19 protein-coding genes are annotated in these 19,740 nt (G+C 64.2%); 2 read left to right on the top strand and 17 right to left on the bottom strand.

Annotated features, from left to right (window positions below; translation table 11 throughout):
* Positions 1–264: 264 nt before the first annotated feature.
* From BM171_RS18240 to BM171_RS18210, 7 genes are read right to left on the bottom strand one after another with little or no spacing between them, the layout of a single operon-like run.
* Positions 265–1,182: a CobW family GTP-binding protein gene (locus tag BM171_RS18240; RefSeq protein WP_093015979.1), complete on the bottom strand. Its 918-nt coding sequence runs from the start codon at positions 1,180–1,182 to the stop codon at positions 265–267.
* Entirely contained in the window at positions 1,179–2,681 is a 1,503-nt protein-coding gene (locus BM171_RS18235) for an amidohydrolase family protein (RefSeq protein ID WP_093015976.1), read from the bottom strand. The genes BM171_RS18240 and BM171_RS18235 overlap by 4 nt, the downstream gene beginning before the upstream one ends.
* Positions 2,678–4,144 carry a M81 family metallopeptidase gene (locus BM171_RS18230; protein ID WP_093015973.1) on the bottom strand — a complete coding sequence of 489 codons (1,467 nt, stop codon included), beginning with the start codon at positions 4,142–4,144 and terminating at the stop codon, positions 2,678–2,680. The genes BM171_RS18235 and BM171_RS18230 overlap by 4 nt, the downstream gene beginning before the upstream one ends.
* Positions 4,141–4,665, bottom strand: a complete 525-nt coding sequence (locus BM171_RS18225) for a TRAP transporter small permease (RefSeq protein WP_093015970.1) — start codon at positions 4,663–4,665, stop codon at positions 4,141–4,143. The genes BM171_RS18230 and BM171_RS18225 overlap by 4 nt, the downstream gene beginning before the upstream one ends.
* Positions 4,666–4,668: 3 nt before the next feature.
* The gene (locus tag BM171_RS18220; RefSeq protein WP_093015967.1) at positions 4,669–5,640 is read right to left on the bottom strand and encodes a TRAP transporter substrate-binding protein; all 972 of its coding nucleotides are present in this window, start codon (positions 5,638–5,640) and stop codon (positions 4,669–4,671) included.
* Positions 5,641–5,669: 29 nt separating this feature from the next.
* Positions 5,670–6,953: a TRAP transporter large permease gene (locus tag BM171_RS18215; protein WP_093015964.1), complete on the bottom strand. Its 1,284-nt coding sequence runs from the start codon at positions 6,951–6,953 to the stop codon at positions 5,670–5,672.
* A complete protein-coding gene (locus BM171_RS18210) occupies positions 6,950–8,092 on the bottom strand; it encodes an NAD(P)/FAD-dependent oxidoreductase (protein WP_093015961.1) in 1,143 nt (380 codons plus the stop codon). Before BM171_RS18210 ends, BM171_RS18215 begins: the two co-directional genes overlap by 4 nt.
* Positions 8,093–8,232: 140 nt before the next feature.
* Here BM171_RS18210 and BM171_RS18205 point away from each other — a divergent pair, with 140 nt between their 5' ends.
* Positions 8,233–8,847, top strand: coding sequence for a helix-turn-helix domain-containing protein (locus BM171_RS18205; RefSeq protein WP_093015958.1), 615 nt, complete (start codon positions 8,233–8,235; stop codon positions 8,845–8,847).
* On the opposite strand, the gene BM171_RS18200 is transcribed toward BM171_RS18205, so the two are convergent.
* The 9 genes from BM171_RS18200 to BM171_RS18160 form a co-directional block, all read right to left on the bottom strand.
* Positions 8,835–9,224, bottom strand: a complete 390-nt coding sequence (locus BM171_RS18200) for a RidA family protein (RefSeq protein WP_093015955.1) — start codon at positions 9,222–9,224, stop codon at positions 8,835–8,837. The genes BM171_RS18205 and BM171_RS18200 overlap by 13 nt on opposite strands.
* Before the next feature lie 437 nt (positions 9,225–9,661).
* Positions 9,662–11,392, bottom strand: a complete 1,731-nt coding sequence (locus tag BM171_RS18195) for an ABC transporter ATP-binding protein (RefSeq protein ID WP_093015952.1) — start codon at positions 11,390–11,392, stop codon at positions 9,662–9,664.
* On the bottom strand, positions 11,389–12,330 hold the full coding sequence (locus BM171_RS18190; RefSeq protein ID WP_093015949.1) for an acetamidase/formamidase family protein: 942 nt from the start codon (positions 12,328–12,330) through the stop codon (positions 11,389–11,391). Before BM171_RS18190 ends, BM171_RS18195 begins: the two co-directional genes overlap by 4 nt.
* Before the next feature lies 1 nt (position 12,331).
* Positions 12,332–13,957: an ABC transporter substrate-binding protein gene (locus tag BM171_RS18185; protein ID WP_093015946.1), complete on the bottom strand. Its 1,626-nt coding sequence runs from the start codon at positions 13,955–13,957 to the stop codon at positions 12,332–12,334.
* Between the two features lie 22 nt (positions 13,958–13,979).
* Positions 13,980–14,900 (bottom strand): ABC transporter permease, encoded by a 921-nt coding sequence (locus BM171_RS18180; RefSeq protein ID WP_093015943.1) that lies wholly within the window; start codon positions 14,898–14,900, stop codon positions 13,980–13,982.
* Positions 14,900–15,802 carry an ABC transporter permease gene (locus BM171_RS18175; RefSeq protein WP_093015940.1) on the bottom strand — a complete coding sequence of 301 codons (903 nt, stop codon included), beginning with the start codon at positions 15,800–15,802 and terminating at the stop codon, positions 14,900–14,902. Before BM171_RS18175 ends, BM171_RS18180 begins: the two co-directional genes overlap by 1 nt.
* A complete protein-coding gene (locus BM171_RS18170) occupies positions 15,799–16,374 on the bottom strand; it encodes an ANTAR domain-containing response regulator (RefSeq protein ID WP_093015937.1) in 576 nt (191 codons plus the stop codon). Before BM171_RS18170 ends, BM171_RS18175 begins: the two co-directional genes overlap by 4 nt.
* A complete protein-coding gene (locus BM171_RS18165; RefSeq protein ID WP_093015934.1) occupies positions 16,371–17,474 on the bottom strand; it encodes a transporter substrate-binding protein in 1,104 nt (367 codons plus the stop codon). Before BM171_RS18165 ends, BM171_RS18170 begins: the two co-directional genes overlap by 4 nt.
* A gap of 539 nt (positions 17,475–18,013) precedes the next feature.
* A complete protein-coding gene (locus tag BM171_RS18160; RefSeq protein ID WP_245760340.1) occupies positions 18,014–18,367 on the bottom strand; it encodes a c-type cytochrome in 354 nt (117 codons plus the stop codon).
* A 136-nt stretch (positions 18,368–18,503) separates the two neighbouring features.
* Here BM171_RS18160 and BM171_RS18155 point away from each other — a divergent pair, with 136 nt between their 5' ends.
* Positions 18,504–19,199, top strand: coding sequence for a VIT1/CCC1 transporter family protein (locus BM171_RS18155; protein ID WP_093015929.1), 696 nt, complete (start codon positions 18,504–18,506; stop codon positions 19,197–19,199).
* A gap of 61 nt (positions 19,200–19,260) precedes the next feature.
* On the opposite strand, the gene BM171_RS18150 is transcribed toward BM171_RS18155, so the two are convergent.
* The coding region (locus BM171_RS18150) for an MOFRL family protein (RefSeq protein WP_281244609.1) at positions 19,261–19,740 on the bottom strand (480 nt) is incomplete at its 5' end.

Raw genomic sequence — 19,740 nt, 5'->3', positions numbered from 1 at the left:
AGTGGTCTTGCGGGACGTGATCCTCAAGCGAGAACTCGTAGAACAACGCCGGTTGCACCTCCTGCCGCGGTCCCATCATCGCCGATCCTCCCACCCTTCGCAGGAATTGAATCAGCCAGATGCCCCCCGATCAAGGACGAGCTTTTCAACGGAATACGCCCTTCTTTGCCGGCCCGCCATCTCATGCAGCTGCAGAACGACCCGTCCCTGCGCGTTCCACGTGGGGCTTCGGACGGGCGAGGAATGGTCATCGTAAGCAGACTTCTACGTCTGCCGGCTCCCCGGCCGGAGGTTGTCCAGCGCACGCAGCACCGCGTCGGGAGCGAACTCGACGCGTTCCCCGATCAGGACGAGCCTGCAATTCCCATTCGTATCAGAAGGCGCAGGTGACAGGGCCGCACGGTTGCCAACAAGCTGGAAAAGCATCCGCCCTGCGCCGCCATCGAAGGAAAGGAACCCCTTGCCACGCAACACGGTGCCGGCAAGCTGCGCGATCACCTGCTGGAACGCCTGCAGATCGAGCGGGCCGTCATGTTCCCATTCGACGTAGACGAACCGGCTGCTGTCGTTGTGCGGCAAGGCCGCCACCGTCGCCCTTTCCAGCCCTTCCTCCAGGAAGAGCGCGGCGAGAGGAACCGGCTCCTCCATGTTGAAGACGTTCCTTTTTCCCTGAACGCTCAGCGCGGCCCGAAGCGCAGCCAGGTCTTCCGGCATGCTGTCGGCGGTCTTGGACAGAAGCATGATATCCGCCCCGCGGACCTGCGCCTGCCACAACGGATCGCTTTTGCGCCGGCTGGCGTCGGCCGCATCCACGATGCCGACCACGGTTTCGAGCCGTGCCTGCGCCCAGATGACGGGGTCCATCAGGGATTGGACGATACCCGCCGGGTCGGCGACTCCGCTGGCCTCGATCACGATCAGCTCCGGTTTGGGCGCTCGGGACAGGACTGATTTCAGGGTCCGCATCAGGTCGCCCTGCAACGAGCAGCAGATACAGCCGTTCTTCAGGCCGATCACGCCCTCGGCTGCCCCGTCGAGCAGCGCCGCGTCGATGTTGATCGAGCCGAAATCGTTGACGATGGCGGCGATCCGCAGACCGTGGTCCCCCTGCAGGAGGCGGTTGATGAACGTGGTCTTGCCCGCGCCCAGGAAGCCCGTGACGAGTAGGACCGGTACGCTCACCGCGTCGCGCGCCGGATCGGGCGCCCTGGCGCGGCCTCGGTGTTCAGGGTGCCGTCCGATATGACGAATTCACCGCCGACGAGCAGATGGCGGACACCTTCGGACGGCCTGTTCATGGCGCTGAAGTCGGCTTTGTCTGTCACGGTGTCGAGGTCGAAGACCGCGATGTCCGCGTCACAGCCCTCCTGGAGGCGCACCTTCATCGCGATCTGCGGGGCGCAGCCTTCGATCACCTTGCCGGGCAGGATGGTGCACTTGGCCAAGGCCTCCATCAGGGGCATCGTGGCGCGCTCGCGGACGTGCTCGCGCAGGAAGCGGGTGTACGTGCCAGAAGAGCGTGGATGCGCCGACAGGTCGTCGGGCAGCGGCCATTCGAGCCCTTCATAGATGCTGCCATCCGCGTTGATCCAGGGCAGCGCGTCCGAGGCGATGGACCCGCCGGGATACGTCACCGACAGGTCGAGCAGGCGTCGATGCTCGTCATTCGCCTCCACGTCGAGGAAATGCCACATCACCAGGTCGGTCGGCGACGCCTCGCGCGCCGCCTGCATGTCGTCGCGCCCGGTGAACCGGTGTTGGTTGTGGATCAACTCGATGTCGGAATAGTCGCTGCCCGTCCGTTTGGTGAAATCCGGGTCCATGAAGAAGCCGGCGCTGACCACGGTGGCGCCGGTGCCATAGGGGTATGCTTCGGTCGTCACAGGCAGCCCCTGCTCCTGCGCCTTTGCCACCAGTTCGACCACCCGCTCGATATCCATCAGCGAGGTCGAGTTGAGGTGGCAGATATGCATGTGCGCCCCGGTCGCGCCGGCCAGACCGATTAGCCGGACATAGCTGTCGACCGAGCTCTGCGGGTCGATATTGCTGAGATAAGCGATGTGCGTGTAGGTAGGCGTGCCGTATTCGAAAGCCAGGTCGCAGATGTCGGCCATCTCCTTCACCCCGGCGCCCGGGGCATAGCCGTTGGGCAGGCCGATGCCGATTCCGCCCTCGTCCAGCCCCTGCCGCACATGCGCAACGATCTCGGCGATCTGTTCGGCGTCCGCCGCCTCGGTAGACCAGCGCATATCTTCAGACCCGGCGCCCATCTGGTCGATCGGATGCACATCGGCATCGAGTTTGATGGCACCGAAGGCCGCCTTGCGTCCGAATATCCACGCGGCAGCCGTGCCGTAGTTCAGCGCGCGCGGGATCGTGGCTTGCCGGTCGTACCAGCCGGCGACGGGCAGCGCGCCGACCTCCAGCTCCAGCGTCGTGGTTACACCGTCGAAGGCCTGCATCCGGTCGGCCGCCACCGATTGCCCATGCGCGTGCAGGTCCAGGAAGCCGGGCGCGACGATCAGGCCGGTGGCGTCGATTTCGCGCGCCGCGGTGCCATCGATGGTCCCGATCTTCGCGATCCGGTCGCCCGAGATCGCCAGGTCGCAGATCGCGTCGAACCCTGTCTCGGGGTCCATCACGCGGCCGTTGCGCAGGATGATGTCGTACGCGTCGGTCATCGGGCAGCCTCCTCTTCGGCGAACGGGTCGTTGACCTTTGGCCAGTAGTTCGAGTCCCGCTTGGTGAACGGGACGATGGTGAAATCGGGGGTGATCGCGCCCGGCGTGCCCAGGTGGATGACCTCTGCCGCAATGGGCGCGAACCCGTCATAGAAATGCTGCGAGGATTTCACGACCACGTATTTCATCCGGGACAGGTCGATCCCGAGGTTCTCGAACGTCTCGGGGTGGAAGGTCTGGGTGCGCTTGGTGTTGACGACGACGTGCACGCCGTCGGCCTCCAGCCAGACGCAATCGCCCATCCGCATCTCGGCCTTGCCCAGATGCTGCACGGCGTCGCGCGCGATCCCGCGCACCGTCACCGTCAGATCGATCGGATCGCCGGACATCGGCCCGATCTTGCCTCCCAGCCGGACGGCCATCTTGGCGCCCACGCCCGCATCGATGCACATGCCGACCAGCACCGGATCCCAGAACGTCCCGAAGGCGATGTCCTTCCAGCCCCGATCCAGCGCCGCCCGCAGCACAAAGGTGGCGTCCGACGGCGCGCCCCCGCCCGCGTTGTCCGCGAAGTCGGCCAGCACGATCGGCGCGACGTTCATCGAGGCGGCGCGTTCGAGACCCTCCTCCATGCTCGGGAACCGGCGCAAGTCGCCCCGCATGTCCCACAATTCGCGGCCGAGCACTTCGGCGCGGCGGCTGGCAAGCCCGGCATCTCCGTCGGTGATTACCAGCGTCCGCGTGCCGCAGCAGGGATTGTCGCCCCAGGGGAAGCCATGCACCAGCGACACGGACAGGATGCCGTCCTTCCCCTCCATCGCGGACATGCGGTCGACATAGCCGCGCACCGGCTCGAATGGCGTGTGGTACATCGTCATCATCCGGCAGTCGTAATCCCGCATGACCGGAGCGGTCCGGCCCTCGGCCGCATCGGCGCAGAGGGTGAACAATTCCTCGGCCCGCTCGACCACGTCGACATGAGGATATTCCTTGTAGCAGATAATCGCCGTCGCGTTGTCCAGCATCTGCTCCGTCAGGTGACAGTGCGGGTCCAGCTCCAGCCCGATCGTTGCCTCCGGCCCCACGATCTCGCGGATGCGGGCCATCATGTCGCCCTCGCAGTCGTCGTAGCCCTGCGCAATCATCGCGCCATGCATCGACATTAGGACCACGTCGACCGGCATCGCCACGCGCAGGTCGTTAAGGATGTCGTCGCGCATCGTCTCGTAGACCGCGCGCACGGTCGGGCCGGCCGGCTGCGCGTAGGTGCAGAGCCCCTCGACGACTTCCCATCCCCGCGCCTCGGCTATCGTCCGCCAGCAGGTCACCGCCGCCGCGTAGAGGCCGGGCTCTCCGCGCGAGGCGGTCTTGGTGTAGAGATGCTCCTTGAACCCGCTCCAGCCGGTCGGAATGGGCGAGAAGGAGTTGGTCTCCGTCGCCAGCGACGCCATGAAAAGCTTCATTCTGCAGTTCCGTGATTGGCCAGCGCGGTCACGATGTCCGCCAGCACGTGGAATAGGATCAGGGCGAAGGCCAGCGGGATCGCGATGCCGAACACCACCATCGGCACGTCCATGGTCTCGGCCTGCCGACCGAAGAGCCGCCCGAGATAGCCCCGCGCCGGATCGGCGCCGGGGCCGAGCAGGCTGAACCACAGAATCGGCAGGATGAAGGACAGCACGCCAAGCGATCGCGTCAGCGTAAAGATCAACCCGCGAACCCCGGGAGCCTGCAACGCGTCCGGAAACAGTGTCGGATCGCGCCGCAGGCGATAGGCGCAGGACGCACCCAGAAGACCGCCCCAGACCATCGAGAAGCGTGCAAGCTCCTCGGTCCAGACCGGGGGCTGGTTCAAGAGATAGCGGGCGATCACCTGCCAGCCTGCGGCAGCCAGCATGACCGCGACGGTCAGCGCCGCGCCCAGCAGCGCCACGCGGTTGAGCCCCCATGACAGCCGGTTCAGCCTGTCCGCGATCGCCCGCATCGTTCAGCGCCCGACCGCTTCGTTCCAGGCGTCCAGCGCGCCTTCGGGCATCTCGGTCGTCTCGTAGATCGGCTGGCTGGCTTCGCGGAACTTCTCGCGCTCTTCCGGCGCCAGCTCGATCACCTCGATCCCGGCTTCCTCCAGCTGCTTCAGCACTGCGGAATCGTCCGAGACGAGTTCGCGGTTGGCATAATGCGCTCTTTCCACCGCCTGCTGGACGATCTCGCGCTCTTCATCCGAAAGGCCCTGGTACCAGTCCTCCGAGGCGATGGCGACGCGGACTGACGGGCTCATCCGGGCGTTGGTGAAGTATTCGATGAAGGCCGTGTGCCCGTAGGTCAGCGGCACGAACGCGGGGTTGATGTAGCCGCCGGCAACGCCGGTCTGCAGCGCGTTCGGCACCTCGGACCAGGACACGATCGTGCCTTTGGCGCCCCATTGCTCGAACGTGTTGATCTGCACCTCGTCCAGCGCCCGCATGCGCACGCCCGTGATGTCGTCTAACGTGCGGATCGGGACCTCGGTGGTGAAGATGCCCGTGGGCGTGCCGGTCATCACCAGGTCCAGGACCCGGACGCCCTTGGGCGTGGTGCCCTCGTTGATCTTCTCCAGCATCCCGCCCTCGTCGAGCGCCTTGTCGAGCTGCGCCAGGTCGTCGAAGAAGTAGGGCATCATCGCGCCGAAGATCGTGCCGTCCAGCGTCCCGGCGGACTTCGCGTCCGACATCGATACTTCGAGCAGCCCCTGGCTGACCTGGTCGAGGCGTTCGGCCTCTTCGCCCAGCGAGTTGCGCTCGTATTCCACGGCTTCCATGCCGTGCTCGTTCAGGTATTCGCTGAAGGTGTGCGCCCACACGTAGGTGCCCGATTTCTCGAGGTCCGGCGGGCTGTCGAGCGCGATCTTCACCTCGGCTGTCGCCGGCAGCGCAAAGGCCACGGCGACGGCCGATGCCGTCAGGATCTGGGTCAGTTTCATGTCGCTTCCTTCCCTATTGATTGTCCGTATTACTTCCACAGCCCCAGCGTCCGGGGCAGCCAAAGGCTGATCTCGGGCGTGAAGACCAGGATGCCCAGCACGATGATCTCCGCGATGATGAACGGGATGACCGCCCGCGCGAGCTTCCAGTAATTGACGCCGGTGACCGTCGAGACGATTAGCAGGCAGCCGCCAAGCGGCGGCGACACCAGGCCGATGCACAGGTTGAAGCAGATCACGATGCCCAGGTGGACCGGATCCGCCCCGTGGGCCAGCGCGACCGGCGCCAGCAGCGGCACCAGCAGCGCCAGTGCGACGGGCACGTCCATGATCATGCCGGCCAGGATGAAGATCAGGTTCATCGTGATCAGGAACCCGACCGGACCCAGGCCCAGGCTATCCACCAGCGCGGCGATGGCCTGCGGAATCCGCTCCAGCGCGGCCAGGTGGCCGAAGGCAGCCACGGCACACAGGATCATGAAGATCGACCCGGTCAGGACGGCGGTGCGCGAGAAGCTTTCCCAGATGTCCTCGCGCGTCAGCGGCGAGTAAAAGAAGGCGGCGACGGCGGCCGCGATGACGGCGACCGCCGCCGCTTCGGTCGGGGTCATCCAGCCCAGAACGATCCCGCCCACGATGATCAGCGGCAGGCACAGGGCCGGCAAGGCAGCAAGGATTGCCGGCAACAGCGGCGGCGCCTCGCCCTTCTCCACGCGCGGATGGTCCTCGCGCCAGGCGTACCATCCGTTGACGACGAACAGCGCGCCGGCCAGCAGCAATCCCGGCAGGATTCCCGCCACGAACAGCGCCGCAACCGAGGTCTGCATCAGCGCCCCGTAGAAAATCAGGATGATCGAGGGCGGCACGATCGGGCCGATGATCGAGGACGCGGCCGTGATCGCGCCGGCGTATTCGGAGGTGTAGCCACGTTCGCGCATGGCCGGAACCAGCGTGTTGGACAGAGCTGCGGCGTCGGCGACGGCAGATCCTGATATGCCGCCGAAAAAGACCGACGTCATGATGTTCACGTGACCCAGCCCGCCCCGCAGGCGCCCGATCAGCGCCATCGATAGGTCGATCAGCGATTTCGTCACGCCGCCCCGGTTCATCAGCTCTCCGGCGAGGATGAAAAGCGGCATGGCAAGCAACGAGAAGATGCTGATCTGCGAGAAGACCTTCTGCGGAAGCACGGCGAGGTATCGCGTGTTGTCGGTCAGGACGAAGGTCAGCACCGCCGAACCGCCGATGACGTAGGCAAGCGCCAGGCCCGACGCCAGCAGCGCGATCGCGAAGGAGGGGATCAGCCAGATCATGCGGTGACCATCGTGCGGCCGGGCGCGACGCGCCGGGGCTCGAGGCCCTGGTCGGTGATGTGCGCCGGGACGGGCCTGCCCTGCACCAGCGCCGCCGACAGTTCTGCCGCAGCCGGTGCGGACTGGATGCCGTACCCACCCTGCCCCGCCATCCAGAAGAACCCGGGAACAACCCGCGAAAACCCGATCACGGGTTCCTTGTCGGCCACGAAGCTGCGCAGGCCCGCCCATTTGTTGTGGATCCGCCGGATATCCAAGGCGAAAGCCGTCATGATCCGGTCGGCGCAGATCGCGATGTCGATCTCCTCAGGCTGCGCATCGCACGGCTCGGTCGGCGTCTCGTCGGCAGGCGATATCAGCAACCGACCGGCGTCCGGTTTCAGATAGAACTGCTCCTCGATGTCGATCGTGATCGGAGCGTCGCGGCGGGTGAAGCCCTCGGGTTCGGCCACGACCATGGCCGTTCGCCGCTTGGGCACCAGACCGATGCTTTCCGCCCCGGCGCAGCGGCCGACCTGCTCTGCCCATGCCCCGGCCGCGTTGATCAACAGCGGCGCCGTGAAGGTGCCGCCTTTCGTCTGCACGCGCCAGTCATCGCCGTCGCGGCTCAGGTCCTGCACCGGCTCGCCATTCATCAGCACGCCACCGCGGGCCTTGAACAGGCGCAGGAAGCCTTGGTGCAGCGCCGCAACGTCGATGTCTTGCCCGCCGTGATCCAGCATGCCGCCGGCCGCGTAGCCGTCTCTCAACAAGGGCTGGTGGTCGGCCATTGCGGCCGGACCCAGCGCCTCGACCTGCGTTTCGTCCGAGATCGAAGAAACCAGGGCATGGAGCGCTTCCAATTGCTCCTCCCGCGCGATCATCAGGATCTCGCGCGGGGTCAGAAGCGGCGCGCTCGCGAACCCGGCTGGCGCGTCGTCGAAGAACGCGCGCGACGCCCGCGTCAGGGCGCGGACGCTTTCGGGTCCGTAGCTCGGGGCGAAGACCGCCGCCGAACGCCCGGTCGTGTGATAGCCCGGCTGCGCCTCCATTTCGACCATCAGGACCTTCATCGACTCCGCCAGTTCCGCAGCCACCGATGCGCCGGCCATGCCTGCTCCGATGACTATGGCATCCGCTGATCCGGCGCGATCCGACATGTCCCGTGTCCCTTTCCCAATTCCCGCCCGAGGCTATCGGGACATTTTCGAAACGCAACAGAATTTTTTCCTATACGAAAAAGCTTTCATTCCTCTGGAAGCTTGGTAAGACGGCCAGCAACCGAGGAGGAACGGACCCCATGACGACGGCCCGGGATTTGGGGGCACGGCTCAGACACTTGCGCAAGGCGCGGCAACTGACCCTCAGCGGGCTTGCCTCTCTCTCCGGCGTCGCGGTGTCCACCATCTCGAAGATCGAGAACGGCGCGCTGTCCCCCACGCTGGACAGGGTGCTGCGCCTCGCCGAGGGGCTGGACCTGACGATCGGCCAACTCATCGGTGATGCAGAGAGCGGAAACGACTCCCCGAACAGCCGCTTTGTACCGTCACGGCACGGCGACGGCATCGTCATCGACACCCGGAATTACGTGTACAGGTATCTGTGCGCCGAACTGACTAACAAGCGGATGGTGCCCATCCACGCGCGGATCAAGGCATCATCCATCAAGGAATTCGGCCAGCTCGAGAAGCATGGCGGAGAGGAATTCCTGATCGTCATGGATGGCGAGATCGTGGTCCATTCCGAGTTCTACGCACCCGTCACCCTGAAACGAGGCGAGAGCATCTATCTCGACAGCACGATGGGCCATGCCTATGTCAGCGCTGGAGATCGCGACGCTGAGGTCTTCTGCATTTGCACCGAGCCCCAGCGCATCGAGAGAACCGACGAGGTCCAGCCGCCTCAGCCTGGCTGATAGGCGAGGAACTCGATCTCGACCACCGCGCCCGGCACCATCAGGGCCGAACAGACCGCCGAGCGCGCGGGCGGCTTCGACGGGAAATAGCTGCCATAGACCTTGTTGAAGGCCACGAAGTCGGCGGTGTCGGTCAGCCAGACCGTCGCCTTGGCCACCTGCGACAGGCTGGACCCCGCGTCTTCGAGCAGAGCCTTCGCATTTTCGATGCACTGGCGGGTCTGCGCCTCGATACCACCTTCTACGATCCGGCCGCCGGGACCGAAACCCAGTTGACCCGAAAGCATGATGAAATCGCCGACGCGCACACCCTTCGAAAGGGGAACGTTGGTTCCGTCGGCCAGTTTCACGTCTCCGCCCAGCGTCTTGATCGGCATCCGTCTCTCCTGATTTTTCGTTGCCGCGTTGTTAATTCCAGAACACCCGTCGGAGGGCAAGCAACCGGATCGCTTCGCATCTCAGCGGGTTTTTCAGGCTCCAGTAGAGGGTATTCCGAGTTAGTAGATGGAGTTCACGGCCCAAACCGACCCTTACCGATGTAGTCAGCGATGCATTGCAACTTTTCCAAATCGGCCATTTGTTCATCGCGCAGCATTTTCTGCGGTTGAATGACTGCAGCGCTTTTCTTCGGATAGCAGCGTGTGCTCGACTTACTGCCGCAATTACGAGGACCAACGAAAGTAGGGTTGTGTGCCGTCCTTCGCTGCGCCGACAATTCGCGGTCCTCAAGATCGGGTAGCTGATCTCCGTTGCAATATGCACCAACGCCTCTTGTGCAGGTCTTTCGAAGCGTTTGTCGTGTTCGCCCTGAAATTCAAACTGCAACACGATGCTGAAACGATATTTCCTCAAGCTTCAGGCGGTCTGGTTCTCGCCCTTTCGGCCAGATTGGGCTACCGATGCTTTCTGTTTCTATCCGTTCGGGCCGCTGGCGGCTCGGATCGGGCACCGGCACCGCGGAAAGTAAGCGGCGGGTGTACTGGTGCCGCGGATCGCGAAGTATCGCGTCGCGTGCGCCTTCCTCGACGACCTGGCCCAGCCGCATGACCATGATGCGATCCGCGACCTGTTCTACCACGGCCATGTCATGGCTGATGAATAAAAAGGCGAGGCCGTCCTCGTCCTGGATTTCCTGCAGCAGTTCAAGCACCTGAGCCTGAACGGAGACGTCCAGCGCCGAAACGCTTTCATCCGCGATGATCAGCTTTGGCGACAAAGACAGGGCGCGCGCGATATTAACGCGCTGCCGTTGCCCGCCAGAGAACTCGTGCGGATAGCGCGCCATCATGTCAGGCGAAAGACCCACACGGCGGAAGAGATGTTCGACCCGATCCTTGAGCGCGCTTCCCGAGGCAAGGCCGTGGATCAGCAGAGGCTCGGCCACCTGATCGCCCACGGTCATGCGCGAATCCAGCGACGCGCCCGGATCCTGGAACACCATCTGCACGTCCCGGCGCACGGGTTTCATCAAGGCGGGACCCATGCCGCGCGTCTGGCGACCCATAACCTGGACCGAGCCCTGCCAAGGCACGAGCCCCATCAGCGCCTTGCCGATGGTGGACTTGCCGCAGCCGGATTCGCCCACGAGCGCCAGCGTCTCACCTGCGTTGATGCCGAACGATACGCCCTCTACCGCGTGAACACGCGCCTGCACGCGGTTGAGCACGCCGCCGCGCACGTCGAAACGCACGCTCAGATCGTCAACCTCAAGCACCGGAACGCCCTGGGGTTTGGCGGGGCGCGGCGGCGCAGTGCCAAGACGCGGTACAGCGCCCAGCAGCTCCTTGGCGTATTCGCTGCGCGGCGTGGAAAAGATATCGCGCACAGGGGCGCTTTCGACCTCCTGCCCGTGGCGGAGAATTATCACGTGGTCGGCCATTTCGGCGACGACACCCATGTCGTGCGTGATCATCAGAACCGACGTGCCGTGGTCACGCTGCAGCGCGCGGATCAAGTCGAGGATCTCAGCCTGCACGGTCACGTCCAGCGCTGTGGTCGGTTCATCCGCGATAAGAACCTCAGGGTCGCAGGCGAGCGCGATGGCGATCATCACGCGCTGGCGCATGCCACCGGACAGCTCGTGCGGATATTGTTTCAACCGTCTTTCCGGCTCGGTCAGCTGTACGTCGCGCAGGAGTTGGAGAGCGCGGGCAGGCGCCTCGGCGCGGGTGCAGGCATCGTGTTCCAGAAGCGTTTCTGTCAATTGCTGCTGCACAGTCATCAGTGGGTTGAGTGAGGTCATCGGCTCCTGGAAGATCATCGCCACGCGTGCGGTGCGGATCTTGCGATAGGCCGCGTCGGGCAGGCCGACCAACTGGGTATCGCCCAGGCAAACCGAGCCGCGGGTGATCCGGCACATAGGTTTCGGCAGAAGTCCCATGATCGCCAGCGCCGTCATAGACTTGCCCGATCCGCTTTCACCGGCCAAGCACAGGGTCTCGCCCGCGCGGAGCTCGAAGCTCAGCCCGTCCAGCACCGTCTTCGCCCCCGAAGGCGTGGCGACCTGAACACTCAGGTCGCGCACCGTAAGCACTGTCTCCGTCATTCGAAGACCACGTTGGGGAAATAGAAGCTGACAACCCAGTTCGGCATGTCCACGATCTCGGAGATCCTGAGGTCGCCGCAGACCGAACACAGCAAGTAGGCGTCTTCGGCCGACAAGCCCTTGGTCCGACCGAGGAAGTCGATCATCCCCGATACCGCGTCGCGGGCGCCCTGCATCATGTCGGAACCGATGCCGGTCGTCACCTCGTAGCCCTTGGCGTCCAGGTGCCGCGTGACCGGACCCGGCGTCGAGAAGCGCGGGAAAGCCAGCGTTTCACCCTTCACGACGTCCAGCGTCACCTCGACGTCCATTGGGCTTTCGATGGCGGTGCCACAGACTTCGCCGTCGCCCTGTGCGGCGTGCGTGTCCCCGATCGAGAACAGCGCGCCTTCGACCTCGACCGGCAGATAGAGCGTCGTGCCCGCCGCGAGGTCGCGGATATCGAGATTGCCGCCCATGCGCCGCGGCGGCACGACGGAGTGCAGCCCGGCCTCGGCTGGAGCCAAGCCGATCGTGCCGGCGAAGGGCTTCAACGGCACCTTCCCCAGGTCCGAGAAAAGCGCGGGCGCCAGCGTGTCGGGGTCATAGTCCCAGACCTTGAGATACGGGTCCGTGAACTGGTCGGCCAGAAGGCCAAAGCCCGGAATGTTCGCCGTCCAGCCGAAGCCTGACGGATGGAACGCCTCGATCTTGACCTTGAGCACGTCACCGGGTTTCGCCCCGTCGACATAGACCGGCCCGGTGACGGGATTGATCTTGCCGAAGTCGAGATTGGGGACGTCGGCGCTGGTGCTGTCGCGATCGAACTGCCCCCCCGAGCTGTCGAGGCACTGGAAGTGCAGGCGCGATCCGGGAGCCACCGTCTGAACGGGTGGGAGCGTATTGTCCCACCCGTGATGGTGCGCACCGTGGATCGTGTAATCACAGTGCTTGCACATGTTACTCGGCGTCCTTCGAATAGATATAATCGTAGTTCACCGGGATATGGACCGGATCGACGAACAGGCTGTCATCGCCCGCGATGCTGTCCGAGGTCAGGGTGAAGCGCTGCTCGTTGAACACCGGCACCCAAGGCGCGTCTTCCATCACGTCGAGGTAGATCGACTTCCACGCCTCGATGCGCGCGTCCTCGTTCTCGGCACCGGTCATGGCGTCCGCCTCTGCCGCACGAGCGTCGAGTTCCTCGTTACAATACCACGACCAGTTCCAGCCGCCCTGCACGGCTCCGGCGCAGCCCAGGATCGGACCGTAGAAGTTCGACGGATCCGGGAAGTCCGCGATCCATGCCATGCCGCCCGACCAGATCATCGGGGCCTGATCGGCTTCGCCGCCTGCGGCGATGACATTGGCCTGCGCGAGACTGCGGATCTCTGCGTTGATGCCGATCTCGCTCAGATCCTGCTGGATCGCCTGCGCGATGCGCGGGTTGGGGTCGACGTTCATCACGTAGAGCTCCGTGGTGAACCCGTCGGCAAAGCCCGCTTCCGCAAGCATTTCGCGCGCAGCCTCAGGATCGAAGGCATACCCTTCGTAGTCATCTGCGTAGCCCGGCATGGAGGGCGGCAGTGGCTGGTTCGCGGGAACTGCGCGTCCGTTGATGATCCGAACAATCCGCTCCTTGTTGATTGCCATGTTCACAGCTTTGCGAACCGCGACATTGTCGAACGGCGCCATTTGGGTGTTGAGCGTGATGTAGCCAGTGTGCAGCTGGCCGCCCTCGATCACGTTGTCGGCCTGCGCGGGGTCGTTCATTACCTGCAGGAACTGCGCCGGCGGGATGCCGTCACCCGGTACGTCGGCTTGGCCCTGCTGCAGCCGCAGCAGCGCAACCGTGGGTTCAAGCCCGATCTCGAAGGTCACCTGGTCGAGTTTCGGCAGGTTCTCGCGGTGGTACTCCTCGAAGCGTTCGAAGACAACGCGCTGGCCCGGCGACCATTCCGTCAGCTTGAACGCGCCCGAACCCACCGGTTCGCGGCCGAAATCCTCGCCCGAGGCCTCGACAGCCTCCTGTGGCACGATCGACGCGAAGTTCAGCGCCATGACATGCCCGAAGGTGGCGTCGGGGCGCGACAGAGTTATCTCGACGATCTTGTCGTCGATGACCTTGATGCCCGAAAGGCCTTCACCCTCCCCGGCATTCCAGATGTCAAACCCATCGATCATTCCGAAGAATCCGGCGCCCGGCGAGCGGGTTTCGGGGTTGGTCACGCGCTCGAGCGAGTATTTCACGTCGGAGGCCGTGATCTCACGGCCGTTGTGGAATTTGATGTTATCCTTGAGGGTAAAGGTGTAGACGGTGCCGTCCTCGGAAATCGCCACATCCGATGCAAGCTCGTTGCGCAGGGTGGTGGTGCCCGGCTCGTAGCCCATGAGGCCGTCGAACAGCGACTTGATCATTGACCAGTTCTGCCAATCGTACCCAATGGCGGGGTCGAGCGTGGCAACGTCGTCCTTGTAGGTGACGACCATGGTGCCACCCATGGGCGCGTCTTCGTTAACCTGCGCGCTTGCCATGTGGGCCGTCAGCGCCAACCCCGCGACCCCGGTCAAAAGCAGTTTCTTCATTTTTTCAGTCCTCTGTTGGTTTTCACTTGGTCTTTATTCGGGGATCGATCATCGGCGCGACGAAGTCGGCCAGAAGATTGCCCAGCACGATCGCGGTCGCCGAAACCATCGTCACACCCATGATCACTGGGATGTCGACGCGCTGGATCGCCTGCCAGGCCAGCTGGCCGATCCCAGGCCAGCCGAAAACGCTTTCCACCACCACAATGCCGGACATAAACAGCCCAATATCGATACCGATCATGGCGATGATCGGAAGGATGGCGTTTGGGATTACATGGCGGAGGATGATCCGTCCCTTGGCCAGCCCTTTGGCCTGCGCGGTGCGCACGAAATCCTGCCCCAGCACGTCAATCATGCTCGAGCGCATCATGCGGCTGTACCAGCCCGCACCGAGAAACCCGAGCGTGATCGCCGGTAGCACCACGTGTGAGAATGTTCCGTAGCCGCCAATCGGGAACCAGCCGAGCTTCACCGCGAAGACATATAGCAGTAGGATGCCGATCACGAATTGCGGCGCCGAGATCGACACGAAGCTGAAGATCATCAGCCCATGATCCGCTGGCCGATTGCGGCGCAGCGCGGCCACGATGCCGATCGTGAGGCCGAAGATCAGCTCAGTCACAATAGCCGCCAGCATCAGCAGTAGCGATGCCGGCAGGCGCGAGGCGATAAGTTCTGAAACCTCAGCGCGCTGTAGATAACTGCGCCCCATGTCGCCCTGCAGCAGCGCGGTCAGGTAACGCCAGTATTGTATGAAAAACGGATCGTTTAGTCCAAGCTGGTCGCGGATGTTCTGCACCGTCTCGGCGGTCGCGGAGCGGCCCGCGATCTGCCGCGCCGGATCGGCCGGCACGAGATAGAGCAGGATGAATGTCACCAGTGTGATCCCCAGCAGGATCAACGCGCTCTCGAAGAGGCGGCGGACGAGGTAGGCCTGCATCAGTGCCGTCCTTTCAGCGTCGGATCGAGGATGTCGCGCAGCGCGTCGCCCACGAGGTTGAAGGCCAGTGCCAGCAGCACGATCGCTGCCCCGGGAAAGAAGACCAACCACGGTGCGGTGTTGAAATAGGTCTGGTTCTCGAAGATGATGTTGCCCCAACTGGGCATTGGAGGCTGCACGCCGACGCCGAGGAAGCTCAATGTGGCCTCGAGCAGCACCGTGGTGGAAATTCCCAGCGTGCCGAATACGAGTATGGACGACAGGAGATGCGGCAGCAGGTGCGAGCCCAAAATACGTAGGTGGCCCGCTCCGAGAGCGCGTTGCACCTGGATGAAGTCGCGCTCGGCCAGGCTGCGGGTCTCGGTGTAGATCACGCGAGCCATCTGAACCCAGTTCACCATAGCGATGACCAACGCGACAATGAGTAGAGACGGCTGGAAGATCGCCGCCAGCACAATGGCCAGCAGCAGCGCGGGAAAGGCCATCATAAGATCCGTGAAGCGCATCAAGATCGCCCCGATCCAGCCGCCGAAATAGCCCGCGGTGATACCCACGCCAGCGCCCAGCAGAATTGCGATGCCGTTGGCGAGTACGCCGATGATCAACGAGGTCCGCGTGCCGAGGACAAGTCGACTGGCCAGGTCACGGCCCAGCAGGTCGGTGCCGAGCAGAAAATCTCCGCCCGGAGGCAGTGGCGCGCCGACCAGCGACAAGCCCTCAAAGCTTTGTTCGAACGGATCCTGCGGCATGATCAACGGCGCAAACACGGCCGCGAAGACCATGATCAGGATCACCACCATGCCGAATGCCGAACGCGGGCGCTTCATCAGGGCGACGAAGACCTGGCTGGCGCGGGAGACGCGGCTCTGGCCTTTTTGCACGGTGGTGTCGGTGACGCTCATGCCCATGCCTTTGCATCGCCGAGATCGGACAGAAGCTGCGTCGCCGCATCCTCGAGCGGTAGCTGTTCGACCATCGCGAAAGCGCGCAGTCGCTTGAGTGCCGCGGCCTCGTCGATATCTTCGCGCCGCATAATCACGAGCACAGCGCGGATCACCTCCAGTCGCAGGCCGTTGCGCCGGTTGGCCTCTGCAGTGGTGCGGCGGCGATCAGCGCGCTCATCGTGGCGCGCGGTTGCGATTACCAAGGCCGAAAACAGGGTAGCCGTGGCGCCGATGGGCAGGAACGCGTCGACATCCTGCCGCAGCGCCCATTGCAGGCGGCCCGGCGCTTCGGAGCCGATGAGACCCACGACGGGCATTGGCGCCTCGCCGGACGGCCACGGAAACTGGCCGTCCTCGCCGCGGTCGATATCAACCACGAGCAGGTCGACGGCAGCATCCTCGGGCAGCAGCGCGGGCCAACGGCCCTCGGTACGGATGCCCAAGCTCGACAAGCGGAGTGCGACGCGCTCGCGGACCTCTGTACTGGGGTGCAGGACGCAGGCCTGCATTCCGGCAAAGCTGTATGTCATTGCACTATCCTCAGAGCAGACGGCGCGGCCGCGGGCAACGCGACAAGCGGCAGGTTGATCAGGTAGGGATCGGCCGGAACCGGGGCCGGCGCCGAGGCGACGATTTCGAAACGACCCGCCCGCAGCTTCGCGATATGCGGCGTTAGCGCCGCGTGGCGCGTGATCTGGTCGATTGTGACGGGGCCAAGGACCGTGTCGTGTGGCGCAGCGCAGGCGGCCTCGAACACCGCGCGCGGCGCCGTCGCTCCAGCACGGCGTACCGACTCGGCCATAAGGCGCACACTGGCATAGGTCGTGGCGAAGAACGCCGAGCAGCGCCCGTTCGGCGCGGCCCGCGCAGCGCGCCGAACGAACGTGTCCGGTCCGAGCGCCTCAAAGAAGGTGCCGGCCGATATCAGCCCTTCACCAGCATCCCCCAAGACGTCGAGATCCGCCTCGGTCTGGTTGCACGACAGAACCTTTGGCCGGTTTTCGGAAGGAAGCCCGCTGAAGAAGGCGACGTTGGATGGGCCAATCAGCGAGTTCATCACGATATCGGGCTGCACGGCGGCAATCTCGTCGATTGCGCGCCCGCAATCCGTGTCGCCAAGCGGCAGAAAACGCTCGCCCACGATCTCGACGCCAGCCGCGACAAGGCGTTCGCGCGCCAGGCGCAGGGTTTCCCACCCCCAAACATAGTTCGACCCCAGCAGGTATGCGCGCCCGATGCCCTCGCGCAGGATACGGTCGAGCAGCGGGATCATGTGGTGGTTCGGTGCAGCGCCCATGTAGACGACGTGATCGTTGCTTTCGAACCCCTCATAGGGGCAGGGGTACCAGAGCAGCCCACCATGGCGTTCGAGCACGGGGATCATGTCCTTGCGGCTCCAGGAGGTGATTGCGCCGACCACGTGCGACACGCCGGCGCGCAGAATATCGGCAGTCATAATCTCGTAGTTTCGCGGGCAGCCGCCTGGATCGCGATGCATGGGCGTTATGCGCGCCCGCCCCTCACACTCGAGATCGGCGATCGCCATCTGGGCCCCGGCACGGGCGGCCCGACCCAGCGCCGCGTATGGCCCGGTGGTCGAGAAGACGAGACCGATATCCAGAGAAAGCATGTCCGACACCCTACAAACAAAAAGCCCCGCAGCCCGAATTTCGGGCGAGCGGGGCACGATTGCCTTTGGCGGATTCCTCCGCGAACTTAGTTCAGGAGAGCGAAGGCCCGGCAGAATGTCAAAACTAAAATGAGGAACATCGGCTCGGCTTCCGGCGACCGCCTATGAAATCAGCAAGCTTCATACCCGAGGGCTGTGCGCCCATCGGACGCCTTTCAAGCAACAAGGGCCGCATGAGGCATCCGCACCACCTTGCCGAGTTCAGCTTCACTGTCAGGTCTGGGCCGGTGACACCGAGGCGCGCTTCGCCGGACGAGCGAACTCCGCGTCGAGTGACATGGGTAAATTGGGCTCGAAGCAGCTATTCTGCGCTGGCACAGAGAGTGTAGCCTACCAAAGACGACACCATGGCGATCCCGGCCGGGAGAGAACCTTCGCATGAATACTGATTGTCTCGGCAGAGTTTCCCCGATCCAGCGATTCGCCACAGCTGCGAGTTCGGAATCGAGGCGCTCGCACGCAATGCGTTCGTGGTGGAATTACAAATCCGGACGCTGGATTGTCTCAAGATACCGCCAGATCGCCAGCATGTCTTCGGGTACGGGGGTGCCGATGCCTTCTTCTATCTCGACCACCACGGTCGGCCCCAGCGCGAGATCCCGGAAGGCCGGCATGGCGTCTCCTCCCTCGTGCATCCGGTTCAGGGTCTCAATGCTGGGGAACGTGCCACTTCCGTCCATAATTAGGCGCGTCAGGTCCGGTGCGCTGCCGCCGCGGCCGTCCGCACCATGGCAGGCCGCGCAGGTTTGCTGGAACAGCTTGGCCCCGCGCGCAGGGATCGACGGCTCGGGGGCCGGGCTGCATGCGGCCAACCCCAAACTGGCCAGCATCATCGTCAAAGCCGCTGTTCTTCGCTCCATGCGTACCTCTCCCCTTTATGTCGTGGTGTAGATCCTGCAGGCAAAGTCCATCGCACGCCTTGACCCTGATCAACGCCATGTCGATGCAGGAGGGATAGGGCTGAGCCGCATGACCGATGTCCCTACGCCCCCACCTGATCTGGACGCTGATCACGGCGCCGCGCCGTATCTTCGCGAGGCGGTGCTGGGCGCTATCGACGGAACGGTGACGACGTTCGCCATCGTCGCCGGCGTGGCCGGCGCGGGGCTGCCCATCAGCGTGGTGCTGGCCCTCGGAACGGCCAACGTCGTCGCGGACGGGTTTTCGATGGCAGCGGGCATCTATGCGGGTGGGCGCGCAAACATGGAGGATGCCGCGCGGCGGCGTGCCTGGTTCACCGCGCTGGTGACGCGCGACCCCGACGCGGCGCGGACGCGCCTGTCGCGCCTTCTGGCCGCGCGTGGCCTGACCGGAGACTCACTTGCCCAGGCGACGGAGGCCATCGAGCAAAGCCGATCAGCCTGGATCGGCGTTCTGGTTGACGGCACCGACGCGCCATCGACACCGACGCCCGCCCGGGATGCGGTGGCCACCTTCCTGGCCTTCCTCTGCTGTGGTCTTCTGCCGCTCGTGCCATTCGCCGTGGGGGTGCCGCATCCCTTCACCACGTCTGTTCTGGCGACAGCGGTGACATTCGCTGGCATCGGCGTTCTCAAAAGCCAGTGGTCGCTGCGGCGGTGGTGGACCTCTGCGGCCGAAACAATTCTTATCGGGGGCACAGCCGCCCTGATTGCCTATGGCGTGGGGCGTCTCTTCGAGGGGTGAGGGCTGGCTTGGACGGCTCTCTCCCACCATTCGCTGTCGCTGTCGCTGCTTTGCAGATCGCTCAAAGCCGACTGTTGTTTGGCCCGCGTATCACGATCGCTCGGAAGTCGTTTACGTTGGTAAGTGTTGGCCCCGTTACAACGAGGGAGTCGAGTTGGTCGAACACCGTAAAGCTGTCGTGCATCTCGAGCATGCGACGCGTATCGATGCCTTGACGCGCCGCGGCCCTTGGAAAGTTTGGACCTATAATTGCACCGGCTGCGTCCTCGGTCCCGTCGATACCGTCGGTGTCAGCGGCAACTGCGGCGATGCTTGGGTGGCCATTCAGCGCGAGCGCGAGTGACAGCAAGAACTCGGTGTTGCGTCCACCGCGACCGGGTGTCGTCTCACCGACCGTCACGGTTGTCTCCCCGCCCGAGATCAGAACCGCAGGCGGCGCAGCGGGCGTGCCGTGGCGCGCTACCGCCTTGGCAATCCCGGCCATCACGGTGCCCAGCTCGCGCGCCTCTCCCTCTAACGCATCCCCCAGAAGAACAGGCGC

The sequence above is a fragment of the Roseivivax halotolerans genome (assembly GCF_900115815.1).
Lineage (GTDB): Bacteria > Pseudomonadota > Alphaproteobacteria > Rhodobacterales > Rhodobacteraceae > Roseivivax > Roseivivax halotolerans.
Note: the sequence above shows the minus strand (reverse complement) of the source record. Positions and strands in the feature narration are given on the sequence as shown.

Excerpts from the sequence above, each read along its gene's own strand:
- BM171_RS18235 (WP_093015976.1), bottom strand. The coding sequence starts at position 2,681 with ATGACCGACGCGTACGACATCATCCTGCGCAACGGCCGCGTGATGGAC.
- BM171_RS18230 (WP_093015973.1), bottom strand. The coding sequence starts at position 4,144 with ATGAAGCTTTTCATGGCGTCGCTGGCGACGGAGACCAACTCCTTCTCG.
- BM171_RS18225 (WP_093015970.1), bottom strand. The coding sequence starts at position 4,665 with ATGCGGGCGATCGCGGACAGGCTGAACCGGCTGTCATGGGGGCTCAAC.
- BM171_RS18220 (WP_093015967.1), bottom strand. The coding sequence starts at position 5,640 with ATGAAACTGACCCAGATCCTGACGGCATCGGCCGTCGCCGTGGCCTTT.
- BM171_RS18215 (WP_093015964.1), bottom strand. The coding sequence starts at position 6,953 with ATGATCTGGCTGATCCCCTCCTTCGCGATCGCGCTGCTGGCGTCGGGC.
- BM171_RS18210 (WP_093015961.1), bottom strand. The coding sequence starts at position 8,092 with ATGTCGGATCGCGCCGGATCAGCGGATGCCATAGTCATCGGAGCAGGC.
- BM171_RS18205 (WP_093015958.1), top strand. The coding sequence starts at position 8,233 with ATGACGACGGCCCGGGATTTGGGGGCACGGCTCAGACACTTGCGCAAG.
- BM171_RS18200 (WP_093015955.1), bottom strand. The coding sequence starts at position 9,224 with ATGCCGATCAAGACGCTGGGCGGAGACGTGAAACTGGCCGACGGAACC.
- BM171_RS18195 (WP_093015952.1), bottom strand. The coding sequence starts at position 11,392 with ATGACGGAGACAGTGCTTACGGTGCGCGACCTGAGTGTTCAGGTCGCC.
- BM171_RS18190 (WP_093015949.1), bottom strand. The coding sequence starts at position 12,330 with ATGTGCAAGCACTGTGATTACACGATCCACGGTGCGCACCATCACGGG.
- BM171_RS18185 (WP_093015946.1), bottom strand. The coding sequence starts at position 13,957 with ATGAAGAAACTGCTTTTGACCGGGGTCGCGGGGTTGGCGCTGACGGCC.
- BM171_RS18180 (WP_093015943.1), bottom strand. The coding sequence starts at position 14,900 with ATGCAGGCCTACCTCGTCCGCCGCCTCTTCGAGAGCGCGTTGATCCTG.
- BM171_RS18175 (WP_093015940.1), bottom strand. The coding sequence starts at position 15,802 with ATGAGCGTCACCGACACCACCGTGCAAAAAGGCCAGAGCCGCGTCTCC.
- BM171_RS18170 (WP_093015937.1), bottom strand. The coding sequence starts at position 16,374 with ATGACATACAGCTTTGCCGGAATGCAGGCCTGCGTCCTGCACCCCAGT.
- BM171_RS18165 (WP_093015934.1), bottom strand. The coding sequence starts at position 17,474 with ATGCTTTCTCTGGATATCGGTCTCGTCTTCTCGACCACCGGGCCATAC.
- BM171_RS18160 (WP_245760340.1), bottom strand. The coding sequence starts at position 18,367 with ATGATGCTGGCCAGTTTGGGGTTGGCCGCATGCAGCCCGGCCCCCGAG.
- BM171_RS18155 (WP_093015929.1), top strand. The coding sequence starts at position 18,504 with ATGACCGATGTCCCTACGCCCCCACCTGATCTGGACGCTGATCACGGC.